This window comes from Sorangium sp. So ce327 (assembly GCF_051530205.1).
Lineage (GTDB): Bacteria > Myxococcota_A > Polyangia > Polyangiales > Polyangiaceae > Sorangium > Sorangium cellulosum_B.
Genome location: NZ_CP150330.1, coordinates 12599963 through 12619400 on the forward strand (window position 1 = coordinate 12599963; position 19438 = coordinate 12619400).

At 68.7% G+C, this 19438-nt stretch carries 11 protein-coding genes; 8 read left to right on the forward strand and 3 right to left on the reverse strand.

All coding sequences use genetic code 11. The features are described from left to right. The first annotated feature begins 320 nt into the window (after positions 1–320). Entirely contained in the window at positions 321–1037 is a 717-nt protein-coding gene (locus WME95_RS47225) for an RNA polymerase sigma factor (protein ID WP_437547511.1), read from the forward strand. 28 nt (positions 1038–1065) lie between these two features. Here the strand turns inward: WME95_RS47225 and WME95_RS47230 are convergent, their stop codons facing one another. From WME95_RS47230 to WME95_RS47240, 3 genes are all read right to left on the reverse strand, one after another. Next, positions 1066–2847, reverse strand: coding sequence for a right-handed parallel beta-helix repeat-containing protein (locus tag WME95_RS47230; protein WP_437905734.1), 1782 nt, complete (start codon positions 2845–2847; stop codon positions 1066–1068). Positions 2848–3378: 531 nt separating this feature from the next. Then, positions 3379–5499 carry an FtsX-like permease family protein gene (locus WME95_RS47235; RefSeq protein ID WP_437905735.1) on the reverse strand — a complete coding sequence of 707 codons (2121 nt, stop codon included), beginning with the start codon at positions 5497–5499 and terminating at the stop codon, positions 3379–3381. Then, complete coding sequence (locus tag WME95_RS47240; RefSeq protein WP_437528943.1) at positions 5500–6264, reverse strand: ABC transporter ATP-binding protein; 765 nt, start codon at positions 6262–6264, stop codon at positions 5500–5502. A gap of 355 nt (positions 6265–6619) precedes the next feature. Between WME95_RS47240 and WME95_RS47245 the strand changes: the two genes are divergently transcribed. From WME95_RS47245 to WME95_RS47275, 7 genes are all read left to right on the forward strand, one after another. Beyond that, positions 6620–9103 (forward strand): FG-GAP-like repeat-containing protein, encoded by a 2484-nt coding sequence (locus WME95_RS47245; RefSeq protein WP_437905736.1) that lies wholly within the window; start codon positions 6620–6622, stop codon positions 9101–9103. 208 nt (positions 9104–9311) lie between these two features. Next, positions 9312–10616: an FG-GAP-like repeat-containing protein gene (locus tag WME95_RS47250; RefSeq protein ID WP_437905737.1), complete on the forward strand. Its 1305-nt coding sequence runs from the start codon at positions 9312–9314 to the stop codon at positions 10614–10616. 325 nt (positions 10617–10941) lie between these two features. Continuing rightward, the gene (locus WME95_RS47255) at positions 10942–12585 is read left to right on the forward strand and encodes an ATP-binding protein (RefSeq protein WP_437905738.1); all 1644 of its coding nucleotides are present in this window, start codon (positions 10942–10944) and stop codon (positions 12583–12585) included. Between the two features lie 138 nt (positions 12586–12723). Next, positions 12724–13161: a hypothetical protein gene (locus WME95_RS47260; RefSeq protein WP_437905739.1), complete on the forward strand. Its 438-nt coding sequence runs from the start codon at positions 12724–12726 to the stop codon at positions 13159–13161. 190 nt (positions 13162–13351) lie between these two features. Further along, positions 13352–14803, forward strand: a complete 1452-nt coding sequence (locus WME95_RS47265; protein ID WP_437905740.1) for a peptidoglycan-binding domain-containing protein — start codon at positions 13352–13354, stop codon at positions 14801–14803. 1115 nt (positions 14804–15918) lie between these two features. Next, positions 15919–16827 carry an AAA family ATPase gene (locus WME95_RS47270; protein WP_437905741.1) on the forward strand — a complete coding sequence of 303 codons (909 nt, stop codon included), beginning with the start codon at positions 15919–15921 and terminating at the stop codon, positions 16825–16827. Continuing rightward, on the forward strand, positions 16824–19214 hold the full coding sequence (locus WME95_RS47275; protein ID WP_437905742.1) for a S8 family serine peptidase: 2391 nt from the start codon (positions 16824–16826) through the stop codon (positions 19212–19214). Before WME95_RS47270 ends, WME95_RS47275 begins: the two co-directional genes overlap by 4 nt. Positions 19215–19438 lie beyond the last annotated feature (224 nt).

Genomic DNA, 19438 nt, shown 5'->3' on the forward strand with positions numbered 1-19438 from the left:
GCCCGCGTTTTCCCGGGAGAAACGCCAACGTTACACGATACCCGGCCAGCAGGTCACGGCTTCTGGTCACCGGAGCATCGGATCTCCGGACGCGACATGAGGGCTGGCTCGCGCCACGCACCACCACGACGAGCCGCGGCGTTACACACGGCGTCAGTCGCTGGTGAGCTCATCAAAAAACGCTTCAAAAAACGCGGTTTTTGCGCGCGGGGGAGGGTTCCAAAACGACCCGGAAAGAGGGTTCGTAAAAATAATATGTGGAATCACGATCAGATGATGCCCTCCGCGTCAAACATCTCAGCTTCGCTGTGGTGCACGAGGTGGGCGTTCCTTTCCTTCGCGGGCTGCTCCAGGGGTTTGGCGTGGGGGCGAACGATCGCGAGGACGTGCTGCACGACGTCCTCCTCGCCTCGTACCGCAATCTGGAGACCTTCGACGCGAGCCGCCTGCTGCGCGCGTTGCAGGGGCGGCGCGACGAGGACGACTTCTTCGAGGACGACTTCGAGGACGAGGACCACGAGCCGGTGCCGCTCAGCGAGGTGCTCCCGTGGATCGGGGAGGGGCAGCCGCGGCGGGTGTGGGACTCGCTCTACCGGTGGCTCTACGGGATCGCGTGGCGGCAGGTCAGCCACTACCGCGACCGGGCCTATCGGCGCCGCGAGATCCCGGACGGCCTGCGGCTCATCGCGATCTCCGCCGGCGCCGACAGCCGGCCCCGTCTGGAGCAGCGGCTGGAGGCGATGGAGCGGGCCGAGGTGATCGACGCGCTGCTCGCCAGCCTCGACCCGCAGCGGCGGGTGATGCTGGTGATGCACGACATGCTGGACATCCCGGTGGTGGACATCGCCCGGGAGCTCCAGATCAACGAGAACACGGGGCAGAACCGGCTACGGCTGGCCCGGGAGGACTTCCGGGCGGCGGTGAAGCGGCTCGACCCGGAGCAGCGGAGCGCGCTGCGCCTCGGCGACAGGCCGTTCGCCGCCGAGGCGACGACGCGCCGCCGGCCGGCACCCCGGCGCCGCAAGCGGGGGAAGTGAGCCGGCGCAGCGCGGGCCCCGCCGCTCGTCAATAAGGGCACGCCAGCACTTCCGGCGCGCTCGTGCCGTAGGTGCTCACGTCCGAGATGACGTTCTCTTCCGGAGAAAAGAGCACCTGCGCGCCGGCCGGCCCCGACAGCCAGCATTGCTGCTGGATGGATCGCGACTGCGCCCCGCGCCAGGGCTCGCAGCGAGCCACCGTGCCGCCGCGGATCGTGACGTCGCTGGCCTCTATCCTGATGCCGGGAAAGGAGCCCGACGCGAAGCGCAGGGCATTGTCGAAGACGAGCAGGTTCTCCAGGGTCACATCCTCTACCCGGACCGAGGTCGCGGGCAGCGTCGTCCGCGAGCTCAGGAGCACGCCGTAGAGCGCGTTTCCCCAGGACCAGACGTCCGAGAACTCCACGCCGGCGCCAGCCTGCACGTGGACGCCATGGCCCCCGTTGTAAGCGAACTTGACCCTCTTGATCAGGACCCCCTTCGGCCGTTCTTCCTCGATGGGGCTCGCGAGCACGACGCCGGAGCCGCCGTTGTGATGAAAGTAGCTGTCCTTGACCACGACGTTGTACGGCGCCGGGCTCGGGATCCCGGGCCCAGGGGAGATCTGGGTGGAGATCCAGAGGCCATGCCCGCCGGCGACCGTGGTGGAGCCGTCGCCGGGATGGATCATGTTGTGGTGGACATGGCAGTTTCGCACGGTCACGTTGGCGGTGATGATCTTGATCCCGCTGGCGCCGATCGGGCCGGTGATGTTCCTGATCTCGCAGTTCTCCACGAGGATGGGCGGCGTGTCGTGGTACCCGGCGACGGAGGACAGGTAGATGCCGCTCTTCGAGAAGCCATCCACGAGCACGTTCCGGATGACGCCCCCGGAGCCCCAGGTGAAGCCGATGCCCTCCAGGTTGCTCGGCTTGCAGGAAGGTAGCTGGGGAACGAGGGGCGAGTAGCGCATGATGACGTTCTCCACCTTGCAGTCCGAGCAGGTGTTCAGCTGGATGCCGCTGTTCGCCGTCCTGCGTGGCCCCTCCGTGGCCACGATCTGCAGATTGCGGATCCAGAGCCCCCGGACCGCGCTGATGACGGTCCCGTCCGGCTTGACGACCCGGGTGACCTGGATGGCCCCGGGGTACTGCTCCGGATTGCAGGGGATCGCCACGAGGGTCGCGGTCCGGGGATCGCCCGGGCTGGCCTCGGGAGACAGCTCCGGCCCCTCCAGGGTGAGCGCGTCATGGTGAGGCCGCAGCGGGGTGCGCAGCACGTAACGCCCGGCAGGGAAAGCCACGGTGCGCCTGCTGGCGCTCAGCGACGCCGCGCACTCGATGGCCGTCGCGATGCCCGGGCTGTCGTCGACGTTCGTGCTGCGGTCGACGGATGCTTCGGCGGAGAAGGGCCATTCCGCCGGCCTCGCCAGGTAGGGCAGGACGTTGACCGCGCCGTCCGGGTCGACGGAGCCTGGCAGGCAGCAGGCCGCCCCCTGGCAAGCATTCAGGTCCTCGTGCAGCGCCCTCGTCCCCGGGCAAACGCCGCTGGCTGGGCAGAACGGCCCCGTGCAGAGCGGCGATTGGGTGGCGTAACCGGGGCAGGCGATGCCGCTCGTCTGGTCTGCCAGGAAGGGCGGCTCGGTGTAGGGCAGATCGAGGCTGCAGAAACCCTGGGAGGACACAGCGCGCTCCTCCGGAGGGGGGTGATATCCCCAGCTCGCCTCGGAGCGGGCGGCGCTGTCCGGGGGCAGCGTCGCTCCGGCTGGAGCGGCGGCGATCGCGAGCAGGACTCCGAACCAGATCTGCACAAACCGCTGGGCCAATAACACACCTACCTCCTCTCGGACGAGGGTCGATCCGTCGCTGTTAGTCGCGGTCAGGGGCAAGGAGCGAACGCAGAAGTCGAGCGGAGCACCGCTGTGCCAGGGAGAGAGTCACCCCTCCGGGGTCGCCGCGACGCGAGCACACCGACGTCCCGCGCTCCGTGTCCGGCCTGAGCGATTTCATGAGCGGGCGCGCCGCGCGGCGCGGCCGCCCGTCCCGGCGAGCGCGGGGAGGCGCGTCAACGCCAGGGACGCTGAGCGCGCTGGCTCGCCGTCAACGGCTAGCGAGGCTGTCCGTGACAGTTATTTTCGAGAGCGATCTGCCTGTTGCGGTGAACGCGCCGGAAGCGCCGTCGCACATGCCCGCGGGGATGTGGTCGCGCCCACGATATGCCACGTTGCTTGTCATGCTGAACGCCTCTGCGCAAGCGCCGTGTCCGAGCGCTTCGCGGCGTCCCGCCGAGGGCGATCGGGGGAGAAGAGCCCGCGACGGCCGGGCGAGTTTCGTGAAGGACGGGCGCGCGTCCCTGCTCGTGGTCACTCGTAGTGGACCGACTCCGCCGCGTTGCTCCGCCCCGCGCTCCGCGCGGGATAGAGCGACGCGAAGAGCGCCACCGCGGTCGCGCCGAGCGCCGTGAACAGGCCGTACTCCGGCGGGATATGGAACTCGACCTCGAAGGTCGACACCGTGCGCAGCGCGCCGAGCGCCGCGGAGCCCAGCGGGATCCCGAGCAGCACGGCCAGCGCGCCGCCCAGCGCGCCCACCAGCGCGCCTTCCATCAGGACCATCCGGCGGACCTGCCCCGCCGTCATGCCGAGCACGCGGTGCAGCGCGAGCTCCCGGCGCCGCGCGTGCAGCGCCAGGACCATCTGGTTCGCCACGCCGATCGCCGCGAGCACGGTCGTGAAGCCGAGGATCATGTCGAAGATCACGAAGTCGCGCCCCGTCGCCTTCCGGCGGATGGCCTCGATCTCGACCCCCGTCTGCATCCGGACGTCGCGGGCGCGCGGCACGTCGGCGAGGAGCTCGGCCCAGGGCGGAGTCGCCGAGCCGCCCCGTGCGGCCGCGGCGCCGGTCTGGGGATCGGCGAGGGCGATCGTGTGTCCGATCGCGGTCGCGTACGGGGAGATGACCGGGAAGTCGGACGCGTCGATGACCGCGTACGTGCGCAGGTTGCGGTACGCGCCGGCCGCGTGGACGTAGCCGAGCTCGTCGGTGATGCCGACGACCTCGAGGCGGCGCGTGCCGGCGCGGCCGCCCACCTCGAGCTGGTCGCCGGGGCCGACGCCGAAGCGGCGGGCCATCATCGTGGAGACGAGCGCCTTGCCCGGGCCGAAGCGGCGGGCGAGCGCGATCGGCTCGGCGCGGCCCGTGGCCTCGGCGAGCGCGAGGAGCTCGTCGGCGGGGACGGCGTAGGCGACGTTGGGCCACGGGGTGCGGCTCGAGAACCGCGCCGCCACGAGGCGCTCGGGCAACCGCGGCAGCAGGCGCTCGGCGTGGCCGAGCGGCTCGTCGGGGTAGAGGAACGCGTAGGGCGCGAGGGCGCGGCCGGCCCAGGCCGAGACCTCCTGCTTGAGCGCCGTCGTGGCGATGTGCAGCGCGAGCAGGAGGGCGAACACCATCATCACGCCGCCGACGCTCCAGGCGAGCTCGTGGCCGCTGTGCTCGACCCGGCGCTGCAAGAGGAGCCGCTCGGCGGCCCAGCGGCGCGGCGCGAGGCGGACGGCGAGCGCGCCGAGGCGGGCGACGAGGTCCGGGACGAAGACGATGGCGGCGAGGAACGCCGCGCACGCGAGGCCCGCCTCGAGCACGAAGAAGGCGAACAGCGGGACGGACTCCTGGAAGAACGGGCGCAGCAGGCCGTAGACGAGCACCATGAACGGCAGCGCGAGCAGCGTGACGCCGCGCATGCGCCGCCGCTGCTCGGCCCCGCCCTCGACGAAGCGCGGGCGCAGGGCGCGCGCGATGTCGAGGCGGAGCGCGTCGCGCACCGGGCGCAGGACGCCGAGCAGCGCGGTCAGGGCGCCGGTGCCGCAGACGAGCAGCATCGCGCTCCAGGGCAGGACGATGGCGTTGAGCGGGATGCGCGCGCGGCCCGTCGTCGTGATGCCCGCCTTCGCGGCGAGGTACGCGAGCGGGATCGACCCGAGCAGGCCGAGCGCCGCGCCGAAGGCGCCGAGCAGCAGGGCCTCGAGGACGAAGACCGCCGCGACCTGCGGCGGCAGCGCGCCGGCGCTGCGCAGCAGGGCGATCTCGCGGCGGCGGCGCTCGACGGCGACGTTGAAGGTGAAGAAGACGATGAGGGCGCCGACGAGGAACGCGGAGAGCGAGCCGAGGCGGATCGCGGACCGCATGATCTCGTAGTCCTCGTGGGTCTCCTCCTGGGCGTCCTCCGCGTCGATGGGCTGCCCGTCGGGGCGGAGGCCGCGCAGGGTGATTGTCTGATCGGTGAAGACGGGGAGGTCGGGGTTGGTGACGGCGCTCCTCGCCTCGACGGCGCGCGTCCCGACGTCGAGGATGAGGACGACGTTGACCGTGGCCGTGCCGAGGGCGACGCCGAGCACGGCGGCCATGGCGCCGAAGCGGTCGGCGCGCAGGTTGCGCAGGGCGAGGATCCGGACGAGCGGCTGGAGGAGGGCGCGGAGGAGGAGGAGCATTCAGATGCCGAGCTCTTTCAGCCGATCGTGGACGGCGGCCGAGGTGACGGCGGGGCCCGCGAGGGCGGCGTCGTGCAGGAGCAGGCCGTCGCGCATGAAGACGACGCGGTGGGCGCGGGCGGCGTCCTCGGCGTTGTGCGTGACGAGGAGCATGGCGCTGCCGGCGTCGCGGAGGGCGTCGGCGAGCAGCGCCATGATGCGGCGGCCGGTCGCGACGTTGACGTTGCCTGTCGGCTCGTCGGCGAGCACGAGCGCGGGGCGGCGGACGAGGGCGCGGGCGATGGAGATGAGCTGCATCTCGCCGCCGGACATCTGCGACGGCAGGTGCTCGGCGCGGGCGCGCATGCCGACGCGATCGAGCATGCGCGACGCGGCGTCGTGGTCGGGCGCGGCGCCGTCGATGAGGTAGGGGAGGATGATGTTCTCGTAGCCGGTGAGGGTCGGGACGAGGTTGAAGAACTGGTAGACGATGCCGACGCGGCGGCGGCGCAGGAGCGTCCGCCCGTGCTCGTCGAGGGCGGCCATGTCCTCGCCGAGCACGCGGATCTCGCCGCGATCGGGCGACTCGAGGCCGGCGACGCACGAGAGCAGCGTGCTCTTGCCGACGCCGGAGGGGCCCATGATCGCGCACATCTCGCCGGCGTGGATGTCGAGGTCGACGCCGCGGAGCACCTCGATGGGCGTCGCGCCGAGCGCGTGGGACTTGTGGAGGTTGCGGACGCGGAGGACGGCCTCGTCGGAGGCAGGGGTCGAGGGGGTGCTCATGGGCGTGCGCGGTGCCGGGCTCGTCGAAATACCGCGTGGATGATACCGTCAGGGGGTTCGACGATGCGTGTCTCTCCGCTCACGGAGAGAACATTTCCTGAAGGACGGCCACGGTGCGCGTGAGGGGCGCCGGCGCGTGGCGACCAAGACGACGGGCGAGACGCTCCCGGTCGACGGCACGAAGCGGATCGATGACGGCTTGCCCGCTCTTGTCCGAGAAGTGGCACGGCACACGGAACGTGTAGGGCTGCCCGCTGCCCTCCCGTCGTGAGAGGTGCCACGATTTGTGTCCGAGTGAGGTCCGTGCGATCCTCGATGACTCCTCGCGACTCTCGATGGGCTGATGGAGCGCTCGATGAAAGCCAAGATGGTTGAGACGACGATACCGCTTCAGCTGAAGCGCACGGCATCGCTTGGGTGGCTTACCGCGGCCTGCTGCGCCGCGGTTATCGCAGGTTGTGGAGCGGAGTTACCCCCCGCCGCGAGCGGGGATGGCGGCGGGGGCACGGGGGCGGCGGGCGGTGAAGTCTCGGCGGGGGAGGGGGGCGGCGGGGGCACGGGGGCGACGGGCGGTGAAGTCTCGGCGGGGGAGGGGGGCGGCGGAGGCACGATCCACTGCGCCCCCGACACCACCCTCTGCGGCGGCGGGTGCGTCGACACCGCGGTGGATCCTTCGAACTGCGGCGGGTGCGAGCGCGACTGCGGTGCGGAAATCCTCTGCGTCGCGGGCGCGTGCATCGCGCCTGCGTGCCCCGAGCCTGGATTCCCGGGGTTGACGACGCCGCTGCGCTTCGGCTGGCGGGCCATGACCGCGGCGGATCTGAACGGCGACGGCAGGGCCGATCTCGCCGTCGCTGCCGGCGTCACCGTGAGCGTGCTGCTCAGCCGCGGCGATGGCACTTTCGCGCTGGAGGTCGACTACGACGCAGGCGAAATGGCCTCATCGATCGCTGCTGCGGACCTGAACGGCGACGGCAGCGCCGACCTCGCCATCACGGATTATGGCAGCGACGAGGTGAGCGTGCTCATGAACCACGGCGACGGCACCTTCGCTTCCCGGGTCACTTACCCTGCGGGCAGCGGCCTCAGCTCGGTGGTGGCGGCGGACCTGAACCACGACGGCAGTCCCGATCTCGCCGTCCTGAGCCGCTTGACCGACGAGGTGAACGTGCTGCTCAACCGGGGCGACGGCACCTTCGCCGCACCGGTCGACTATCTTCTGGACGGGTACCCCGGCGAGATCTCGGCCGCGGACGTGAACGGCGATGGGTCGCCCGATCTCGCGGTCAGCGGCCGCGGCGTGAGCGTGCTGCTCAATCAGGGCGATGGCACGTTCAGTCCACAGGTCCGCTACGAAGCGGATCGAGGCTTCCACGCCATCGTCACGGACGACTTGAACGGCGACGACCGGCTCGACGTCGTGGTCGCAGACGACCTCACCGACAGCGTGGTCGTGCTGCTCAACCAGGGAGACGGCACCTTCGCGGCGTCGACAGACTACGCCGCGGGCCTCGACCCCAGGTACGTGGCGGCGGCGGACCTGAATGGAGACGGTAGGCTCGACCTCGTCGCGACCAGCCAAGCCGAGGTCCGGGTGATGTTGAATCGTGGCGACGGCACCTTCGCCGCGGCGGTCGACTACCGGGTGGGCGCGTACCCCTACTTGATCGCCGCGGCGGACCTGAACAGCGACGGCAAGGCTGACCTCGCCGTCGCCACCGACGGCGCGTCCCTCCAGGGCTCGGGTGAGGTGCGCGTCCTGGTCAACCAGGGAGATGGCACCTTTGGGCCCGCCGTGGCCTCTGCTGCCGGCTACGACGTCGGCTCGGACCTCAGCTGGAATGCGCGCTCGATGGCCGCAGCGGATCTGAACGGCGATGGCAGGCCGGACCTCGCGGTCGCGAGCGTCGACCGCGATGCTGTCAGCCTGCTCGTCAACCAGGGAGACGGCACCTTCGCCGTACAGGACAGCTACCCCGCGGGGAGGACCCCGCTGGCCGTCGCCGCGGCGGATCTGAACGGCGACAGCATGCCCGACCTCGCCGTCGCGAACTATGAGACCAGGGCCGTGAGCGTGCTGCTGAGCGAGGGCGACGGCACCTTCGCCAGCCCCCGGAGTCATGAAGTGCATCGCCCTCCCGCCTCGATCGTGGCGGCGGACCTGGACGGCGATGGCACGCCCGACCTCGCCGTCGGCAGCTCGGACACCAACCTTGTGAGCGTGCTGCTGAACGAGGGCGACGGCACCTTCGCCGGCTCGCTGAGCTACGCCGTGCATGGCGTCCCTGCTGCGATCGCCGCGGCGGACCTCGACGGCGACGGCCGGACCGATCTCGCGGTCGCGAACAGCGATGCCAACGACGTGAGCCTCCTCGTCAACCATGGCGACGGGACGTTCGCTGCCCCGCTCGACTATGGGACAGACGCGGTGCCCGTCTCGATCGCCGTCGCGGACCTGAACGGAGACGGCCGGCCCGACCTCGCCGTGGCGAACAGGGGGACCTCCGACGTGAGCGTGCTGATCAACCGAGGCAACGGCGCCCTCGCAGCGCCGGTCAATTACCCGGCGGGCCCATCGCCGCTCGTGATCACGGCTGCGGACCTGAACGGCGACGGCCGGCCCGACCTCGCTGTCGGATACGACGGCGGTGGTAACTCCATCGTGAGCGTGCTGGTCAACCAGGGGGACGGCACCTTCGCGCGCGCGCTGGACTACGGCATGAATCGCGCGTCGACGTCGATGGTGGCGGCCGATCTCGACGGCGACGGCATGCGCGATCTCGCCGTCTTGAACCCGGCCGCCCACGTGACCGTCTTCATGAACGCCTGCCTGCCTTAGCCGGACAGTTCCTTGAACCCAAGGGGGAGATCATGCCGCGCGACGACGCAGCGTCGGATCGAAAGGCGCCAGGTATCCCGTGGAGACCAGCTCGATGGACATGACCCGGATCGGGACGAGGCACCGTGCCGCGTGGCAGGCAGCCGCAGCGCTGTGCGCGGCTGGCGGTTGGTTGCTGCTGGCAGCGTGCGGGGGGGACGCGCCTCCGGTGGAAGCTGGCGCCGCCGGCGGCGGGGGGATGACGGCCACGACCGGCGACGGAGGCGGCGGCGGAGGCGGCGGAGGCGGCGGAGGCGGCGGAGCGACGACGGGAGAGACGGCAGGTGGTGGGGCGCCGAGCTGCGGCGCACCAGGATTGACCTCGTGTGGGGACGAGTGCACCGACACGACCACCGATTTCGCGAACTGCGGGCGATGCGGGAACCGCTGCCCCGCCGGGATGCTCTGCTCGGCGGGCGTGTGCGCCGCGCCCGCGTGCACGGGCACGTTCGCCGCGCCGTTCAACAACTCCGTGGTGGACTCACCGACGGACATCGCGGTGGCGGATCTGGACGATGACGGCAGGCCCGATATTGCCGCCGTGTCGAACAGTGACCGGGTGGGCGTGCTGCTCAATCAGGGCGATGGCGCTTTCCTCGTGTCCGCCTTCTTCCCGACGGGCTCGAGCGGCAGCGACTCGATCGCGGCGGCGGACGTGAACGGCGACCGTCGGAACGACCTGGTCGTCGCGGGCTTCTTCAGCCGCGGCGTGAGCGTGCTGCTCAATCAGGGCGGCGGCGCCTTCGGCTCGCCGGTCAGCGTCGGGACGGGGGCGCATGCCACCGCGGTCGAGGCGGCGGACCTGAACGGCGATGGCAGCGTCGACCTCGCTGTCGCCAACAACGAGGACAACAACGTGAGCGTGCTGCTCAACCAGGGGACAGGCACGTTCCGTGAGTCTGTGGCGTATCCCGTGGGCTCGGTGCCCCTCTCGCTCGTCGCGGCGGACCTGAACGGGGATGGCAAACCCGATCTCGCGGTCCCGAACTACCGAGGTGGCGACGTGAGCGTGCTGCTCAACCGAGGTGACGGGACGTTGGATGCGCCGGTGAGCTACCCTGCGGGTTCCGGGCTCGCGTCGGTCGCGGCGGCAGACCTGAACGGAGACGGCTGGCTCGACGTCGTCGTCACGAACGCGTTCGACAGCGAGGTGAGCGTGCTGTTCAACCGAGGCGATGGGACGTTGGATGCCGCGGTGAGCTACCCTGCGGGCCGGACCCCTCAATCGATCACGACCGCGGACATCGACGGCGATGGCGCGATCGACGTCGTCGTCGCGAATTCTTTCATCAACAGCCTGAGCGTGCTGCCCAACCGAGGCGACGGCACGCTCGGAGCTCCGGTCAGCTACGCCGCATACACGCACCCTCGCGCCGTCGCTGCGGTGGATCTGAACGGCGACGGCGCGCCCGATCTCGCCGCAGCAAACAGCGACGGCGGCGCGAGCGTGCTGCTGAGCGCATGTCTGCCGTAGCCTCGCGACCTCCCCCGGCGCGTCCGGTCGGCGTACGTGGCGCGGCGCTGCTTCCCGGCGGGCTGGCCCATGGGCGAAGCCTGCACGGGCGCGGGCGGCGAGGCAAGGCGGTGAGAGCAGGGTAGGTCGGCGCGTCGGTGACCGGGGCAGGGCTACGACCGCGATCACTGGCGCGAGCCCGAGTGCGTGCGGGTTTCGCTGATCAGGAGATCCGGGAATGCGTCCAAGCGCTCGGGTGGTGTGATCCGGAGCCTCGGTGACGCGCACTGGCACGAGCCCCGTCGCGCGTCTTAAGGATCATCTCGACAAGGATGTGAGGGGGTCGATGCGGACGATCAAACAGATCATCGCGGCGCGCGCATCAGAGATCATCGAATTCTGGGCTGACGAAGCGAACAAAGCAGCGGTGGCGCGGGGGCTGGCGCGCCCGGAGCTGACAAACATGATGCCCAAGTACGTGCGGTCGCTCGCGCGTGGGTGGGACGGGGAGGAAGTGCACCGCGAGCGAAACGAGCTCATCGAGAGCCATCTGTCCTCCCGCTTGCGTGCCGGCTTCAGCCTCGAGGAGGCGCTGGAAGAGTTCGCCATCCTCGGCCGTGCGATCGTGCGCACCTGGTCCGTCGCAGCCGCCGACGAGCCGCCGAGCCTGGAGGAGATCGATCGCCTCTTCGCCGAGATCCACGCCCGTTCCGTGTTCATAGCGCAAGCGTTCCGGCAACACCTCCTGGAGGACGAGCAAGCCGAGAAGCGCTACCTGCGGCTGCTCCATGACCCGTTCTTGCAGCCTTTCGGCGGAGAGGCGCCCCTGTCGTCGAAGCGTTTGAGGAAGGTCCTCGAGGTCGTCATGGAGTCGATGGACGCCGATACGGCTGCGTTGCTGTTGCACGACATCAGGACCGGGAAGCTGGAGATGGTCGCCTCGGTGGGCGTGGCCGACGAGCCGTTCGTCGAGTACGTGCGAATTGTCGACGCCTCGTCCTTCGCAGGCGCCGTCGCCTTGCAGGACTATGCGATGTCGATGCGCGACGTGGAGACCACGTTGCTCGACGTGCCGGATAGACTCCGGCACAGCGGCATCCACTCGCTGCTCGGCATCCGTCTTCCGCCGCAGCGTTCTCTCATGGGTGTCCTGTACATCGGCCTCCGTGAAAAGCGGACGTTCACCGTTCGTGAGACGCGGCGTATCGCGGCGGTTGGCGAGCGGCTCGCGCTCCACCTCGATAACGCCAGACTCTATACGGAGCTGCTCGAACAGCTCGGTGCCCTGCGCGTCGCGCGCGAGGTACGAAACCAGTTCGTCTCGATCCTGGCGCACGATCTCCGTGGTCCGCTGTCGGCCGCGAGGATGGCCGCGACGCTGCTGGCCGCGCAGCCGGACGCGAGCGGGCCGAGCGTCGCAAAGCGGGTCGAGGTCATCGTCCGCAACCTGGATCGGGCGGACCACATGGTGACCGATCTACTCGACGCCGATCGGATTCACGCCGGCCGGCGCCTCTCGGTCACGCTCGAGGAGTGCAACCTGGGCGAGCTCGGCCGCGAGCTCGTCGACGAAATCGCGGCCGATCACCCTGACCGCATCGTGCTGCATGCAGACTCGGGCGTCCGAGGGATCTGGGGTGCCTCGGAGCTGCGACGCGCGCTCTGGAACCTGATCTCGAACGCGCTCAAGTACGGCGCGAAGGACGCGCCGATCGCCGTCGCCATCACGAAGCTGCGGGACGGCGTCGAGATGAGCGTGCACAACGAGGGCGCGCCGATCCCGCCGGAAGCACAAGAGACGCTGTTCGATCCGTTCATGCGCGCCGCAGGCGAGCACCGCGCGCACGGATGGGGCCTCGGTCTGATGCTGGTACGCGCCTGCGCCGAAGCGCACGGCGGGAGCGTCCATGTGGACAGCGCTCCCGGGCGCGGCACGACGTTCACGATGCGGCTGCCAGTGGACGCGCGGCCGGCCCAGGGCTGGACGTGAGGCGTTCTGCTCGTCTCCATCGGCAGCCTTGGTTGGGCGACCGGTATATCGACGTTCTCTGTAGGCTCGGGCGCACGCTCCTGCCCGGACGGAATGCACTCCCTCTGCCCGTCAGCGCGTCGTGGTATTCTTCGGAGCATGAAGACGATGGCGTTTGGAGCGGTGGGCGAGATCTTCGTGCTTCTACAGGGAAAGATGGCGCCGTCCGACGAGGAGTGGAACCTGTACCTCGACGCGATTGTGGCTCATTTTCAGGGGCGTACCCGTACGCGCACGCTGATCGTGACGGACGGCAGCGCGCCGTCTCCGGCCCAGTGGCAGCGCATGATGAGCCACCCATGTTCATCCTTGTTTCGCATGCCGAGCAAGATCTGCCTGGTGACAGGCTCGACATTCGTTCGTGGAGTGGTCCATGGTATGGACACGCCGGAGCTGAATCCGTTCAGTGGTCAATATCAGGTCTTCACGAGAGACCGGATCATGGATGCGCTGCGGGCGCTGGACGCCTCGCCCGTCGAACAGAGGGAGGCTGTTGCGCTTGTGGACCAGCTCCAGCAGACGCTGGGCAAGAGCTGACGGCTCTTCGCGCCGCGGCAATCGTCGCGACCCGATGATAGAAAGGAAAGCAGTCCCACGATCTGTCCGAAGGACGAATTCACGGTGCCGAGGGGCCGCGCACCGAGCTCCGCCTGACGCGCGCACCGACGGGCGCGGCGTGGTATCCTGGGACGAACCCAGCGCGCCTGGTGATCGCAGGAGGGGACCCATGGGGGACAGCGGGAACACACGGCTCGGCGCCCCCGAGCTCGCGTCGAACGAGGTGTTGAGAGCGGTCGCGGCGGGCACGGCGACGCTCGCGCAGGGGGCGCACGGCGACGGCGTGCGCGCCTTGCAAGAGGCGCTCGGCGCGATCGGCGAGGCGATGAAGGCCGACGGCTCGTTCGGGCCGAAGACGCACGCCGCCCTCGTCGCGCTGCAAGGCGGGGAGGGCCTGCCGCAGACGGGTGTCGTGGACGCCGCGACGATCGCCGCCCTCGACAGGCGCCTAGGGGCCCGGCGTGCGCAGCCGCTCGAGGAGGCCATGGCCAGGGCCGCGGGGCTCAGCCCGGAGGAGGTGGCGGCGCTCGGCCGCAAGCCGTCCGCGGTCCAGGCGTCCGCCGCGGCTTCGCGCCACGATCAGGGCTATTTCACGGACGCGAGGAGGCTCCCGCGGGTCGTGCCCGGGGCCGAGCCGGACCCGGACTCGCCGCCGCCCTCTGTGGACTCCGTCGGCGACAGGCCTACGACCACCGCCGCCGGCGCGCTCGCCGCCGATCGGAGCGCGTGCCTCGACGAGGTCCGGCGCGCGCTCGGGGGCGACGCGCGCGCGCTGGCCGCGCTCGAGAGGCTGCTCGCCGCGGGCCGGCTGCACGCAGGGGCGCTGCTGCCGAACCTCGCGACCATGGCGGGCGTCCGGCGCGACGGCAGGCTCGTGCTCGAGGGCGGCATCGATCCGCACCTCGTGCTCGCGCAGGCGATCCGGCACGTGGACAACCCGCTGCGCGTCAAGCAGGGGGCGCACCACGGCACCTGCGGCGCGGGAACGATGGAGTACGTCCTGCTGCGCGCCGATCCGGCCGAGTTCACGCGGATCCTCGACGGGATCACGCGGGAGGCGGGCGAGGTGACGCTCCGCTCCGGCCGCGTGCTCAGGATGCCGCGCAACGCGATCTCGCGCGACGCCTCGGGCCGCATCGACATCGACCGGCTGTTCCAGTCCGCGCTCATGAACCACGCGACCCTGATGAGCTGGATCTTCGATTACGACAACCCCGAGGACAACGACTCGTTCTGGGCTGCGCTGGGGGGCGACTCGCGCGTCCCGCTCGGCAACTTCACGAGCCTGTTCCAGGACATCATGGGCGGCAGCTACACGAGCGTCTCGGCGCTGCTGCGCAGCGGGGCGTCTGTCGCTGAGGATGTCGCTGGGGCCCTGGGGCGCGGGGAGAAGGTGCCGGTTCTTCTGAAATGGGAAGGGGGCTATCACTGGGTCGCGGGCGAGAAGATCGAGCGTGGGGCGGATGGCACGCCGGCTTCGGTGATCCTGCGCAATCCTGCGGGGTCGGACAGCTGCCATGGCATCCCGCCGCGCGCGCCGCTGCCGGAGGGCTGTGGACGGTTTCGGATGAAGTACGCCGATCTCGCCGCGCATATCCACGGTGCAACGATTAGGGGGTGAACCTCGCGGGGAGGGGAGTCCGGCCGTGAAGGCGAGCCCTTCGATGCAGGGGTAAGGTGTTGGTGGCGTCCCTTTTCCAGGGAGCGGGAAGACGCCACCGGGCAAGTTTCAGTGGGTTTCGAGGGTGTCGAGGCCGACGTCTACCTGGCGAATGTGGGCGCGAACCCATCTGTCTCAGGTCGGCCGGACGATTCGGTGACGCTTCGGGCGGTGCTTATGGCGAGTGTGGAGCAGGCTGCGCTGGCGAGTCCCCCGACCCGAAGCAACCTCGCCCACGGCTCCGGCGAGCAGCCCGCGCCAGGTGCTCGTCGCGAATCTCACGCAGACGATCGCCGATTCCCACCCGGCGGGCCATTACGGCGCGCTTTCATCGATGCCGCAGCCCATCGCATCGAGCATGGTGCTTGATGGTGAGGGGTTCCGACCCAAGAGGCTGGCCATCAAGGAGAGTGCTCGCTCCGTGTCTTCCGAGGGATCGCGAGCCATCGCCAAGCCCTCAAAACCCCGGCGAGAACAATGGATCCCCACGTCCTTGCGCGACGAATTTGCCGTGGCGATCCGTCTCCTTTGTCGCCATTTGTGGGGCACGTTACCGCCGCTCGCCCCCTCGGAACGCATGGCCCCAACGCCTGCCTATGGAGCTGGCACCGGCCGACCTGTCGCCTCGGGCCGTTGTGATCGCCTCGCTCGCCGGCCCCCCGAGCGGCACCGCCGCCCTCCGGACGAGGGGGCCCCGGTTGTTCACGAGGCGGACCGCTGCTCGGCCCGCCGTCTGCACCGGAAGAGGGAGCAAGCTCGCGCCGCTAGTCGAGTCTGCCGGGCGTTTGGGACGTCCCCGAGAGGCTTGCTCTTCGGCGGCGCCCGCTGACTATGCTGAAGTCCTGGCACACTTGCACGGATTTGTGCCGCGGGTGCTGGCTGCGACGACTGATCGGCGCCGCCGCCGGGCCGCGAAAGTACCACGAGACCGCCCACAGTCGGCACGACACCGCCGTCCCCCGGTCCGCTGGCTCGCGTCCGTGACCTGGAGCGCACCGATCGCGGCCGGCCGTAGAAATCGAGGCCGGCTCCAAGTATACAGAGCCTACTCTCCCCCGCACGGGAACTCGCTGGCCATGGCCCGAATCAGCAATCTAGCCAAACTGTTCCACGCCGTTTCCACCAGAGACTGGACCACGTCGCGTCTGCTCGCCGAGGAAATAGTGGAGGCTGAGGAAAAGGCGGGGCACCACGGTGCTGCCGCCAGGCTCCGCGGCGCCTTGGTTCAGACCGGTCCGCGGGCCGACGAGACGGGAGGCGGGCAGCCCTTGCAGAGTCTCCTCGCCGTCCAGCCCGACCTCCTGACGGTACTGCCGCCATCGGGCCCACTCAGCGATGTGACGCTGCCCCAGAAGGCGCGAGTGCAGCTGGATGAAGTGCTTCGAGAGCACCGGAACAAGAGCCGCCTCCTCGCGCACGCGTTGAGCCCGCGTTCCCGCCTGTTCTTCCACGGTCCTCCGGGCTGCGGCAAGACACTTACGGCGCGTGCCCTCGGGACGGAGCTGGGCCTGCCGGTCTTCGTCGTGCGCTTCGACGCTCTGGTTGGCTCGTACCTTGGACAGACCTCCCTGAGGATCCGGGAGGTCTTCCGCTTCGCCGAGGTCCGCGCCTGTGTGGTGCTCATCGACGAGATCGACGCGGTCGGGCGGCGGCGTGGCAAGACGACGGACGTTGGAGAGCTCGACCGCGTGGTGATCTCCTTAATGCAGCAGTTCGACCTGTCACACCCGGCCGGACTGCTGGTGGCCACGTCGAACATCCCGGACGAGCTCGACGTCGCTCTGCTGCGGCGATTCGATCTCACCCTAGAATTCCCCGCCCCCAGCTCTGCGGAGATCCTGGCCTTTGCTGGGCGAGAGGCGAGCAAACGCGGGATACGACTGATCAACGGCGTCCGGCACGAACTCGCGTCCGCGAAAACGTTCGCGGACGCCGAGCAGATCCTCCAGGTCGAGCATCGTCGAATCCTTCTGCGGGGGGTGTGAAGGTGCCGCCGGGGAGTGGAGCTAAGGTTCAACCACGCACCTTCTTCCTGAACGAGAAGCAAGAGCTGGCAAGCTTCGATCGCGACGGGGGTGGGGGCCAGGCCGACTATGTTCCCATTGACTGGTCCGCTCGTTCCGCCGGTCTCTCGGCGTCCTTCCGCCGGGCGACCACGCCGCCGGCCCGTTCAGCGGATCCTTCCGTTGGACGGCATTTCTTCGTCGTCGCGGTGCCCGTCCACGCCGTTCAGAAGCGCTCCCAGGCAAAGACGGTTCCGGGAGGCATCAAGTATGAAGCGCCCGCTTTCGGAGGCGAGCAGTCCCACCTCTTCCGTAAGCTGGGGATGGATCTGATCGAGACGCTCCCTGGTGGAAAGGCGGCGGTCCACGTTCTCTCGACGCGAACCGAACAGCTTCTTTCCACGATCGCATCACTGCCTGGCGCGAGCAGCAGGGAAAAGGCTCGTTGGATAAATTTCGAGACTTTCGAGCCCCTCGATTGGACTGCGCGTGTCTCGATGGCGTGGGTCGAGACCCTGCATCCCGGCGCTGTCGTGGAGGTCGTGATCCGGTTCCAGCCGGCGCTTACTCGTCTCGAGGTCAACGACGTTCTCCAATCGATGGCACGGGTGCTCGATGACAAGCATTCTCGGCTGACGAAGGCGGGCCGGGAGTTCTCCGGGCGATACTGGTGCGCCGGCTTTCTGACGCGGGAGTTCATCCTCGCAGTCGCCCGAGAATTCAGCTCAGTGCAATCGATCCATCCGCCGATTCGCAGCCCGGTAGCGATGGCCAGGAAGGGCCGACGTCCCCTCGCACCCGGCGCATCCGTGGCGGCATCAAATCTCCCAACCCTCCCGCCTAGCGAGCTTCCAACCGTCGCCATCGTGGATTGCGGGATTCCAGAAAAGCATGTCCATCTTGCTCCCTATCGGCGATCCGGATTCCGGAACCCGGATATTGATCCGATATACCCATATCTGGGCAGCCACGGCTCACACGTAGCTTCGTGCGCCGTCTTCGGAAGGCTGAACATGAACGGAGGTATACAACCTCCGCCGCCTGGAAGGTGTCGCGTCATCGACGTGATGGTGGCCCATGATGCCGGCTTCATCAACAGCGACCTCGTTGTCCCGGCGATGGATGCCATCGTTGGCACGGCGCCCGACGTGCGTGTGTTCAATCTCAGCGTCGGTAGCGCTCCGCTCGATACCCTCGATCCGGTGACTCGGCGCGAGCATTTAATGAAGCTCCAGGATCTGGACAATTTTGCGTTTGCTAGAGATGTCCTCCTCGTGATCGCCGCCGGGAACTCTACGCCTGGGTTAAGCCCCAAAGAAGCCTATCCAAATCATGTGGATGATCCCCGTTGGGGACTCGGATTCGAGGCCCGCACGTTCAACGGCATCGTCAGTGGGGCATACGTCGATGTCCTGGTACCCGATTCCGTTGCTGGGATTGTCGGTGCGCCGAGCCCTTTCACAAGAATTGGCCCCGGGCTCTGCGGTTCCCCCGTGCCGGGCTTCAGCGCTCCCGGGGGAGATTGCTCAGAGGGCTATGCTTGGGCTCCGGGTACTGGACCATGGGTGTGCGATGCCGAGGGAAACTGGGAGGATTCCAACGGGACTTCCTTGGCCGCGCCGCTCGTCGCACGCGAGGCGGCCTGGGTAATTAAGGATCTGGCGCAGCATTGTGCGCCGACGGTTGCACCGTTCAGCTCGACCGTCAAGGCTTGGCTGAATCTGGTGGCTCAGAGACCTCGGCTGCCGGGGGCGTTCGAGCGACTGGCACAAAGGACGCTGGGAAAGGGATTCCCGACTGCCGAGCGGCTTCGAGCCCCGATCGAGCATTCCGCGGTGTTCGTATGGCAGACTATGTTGCAAGCTGCAAAAAGTATTAACCGGGCTCAGTTCCCGGTGCCAGCCGAGTGGCTGAGAAAGGCATCAACGCCGACGCTTCGGATAGTGTGTGCCTGGAGCACTCCGGTCAATAGTGCCTTGGTGGATTCGTGGGCTTGCAGAAAGGTATCGCTCAGGGTGCGCCCTTTCGGTGGGGAAGCGGCGTTGCGCGGAGGCGGCAACGCAAGCGGCGCCTACCCGCTGATCGATCGACTGCTGGACATTTCTCCCAAGGTGCTCGAAGAAAAAGGCATCGTCGCCGCCGACGGGCTCTGGATCATCGAGGTCGAATACGAAGAGATCGGCGCGTATCCGCCGGCTATGACCGTGTCCGCCCAGCAACGCGTGGGTGTCGTGTTTGAGCTGTTCGATGCGGGGGAAAACGCAACAAGCCCGCAGGCGGCCATCCAGGCTCTTCCAGTGGCCATGGACATGCTGCGCCTCAGCGTGCTCCAGCAGCCAATCCAAGCGCCGATCGTAATCCGAACGTGAGCTCGTGACCAGAACATGCTCATTCGCGAATCTCATTGGCTGCAACGATGTACTTGTAGCACAGGTGGGGTCACGACATTTCCTAATTCATGCAGGTGGTTTCTGGTGTCTGCCCCATCTTCATTACTGTTCCAGTTGCCCCCGCATAGTTGCGCCGAGCTGCAAGGTCAGCGGAGATGCCGTCTCGGGTCGAGCGTGCACACTCTATGGCGTGGAATTGGCGC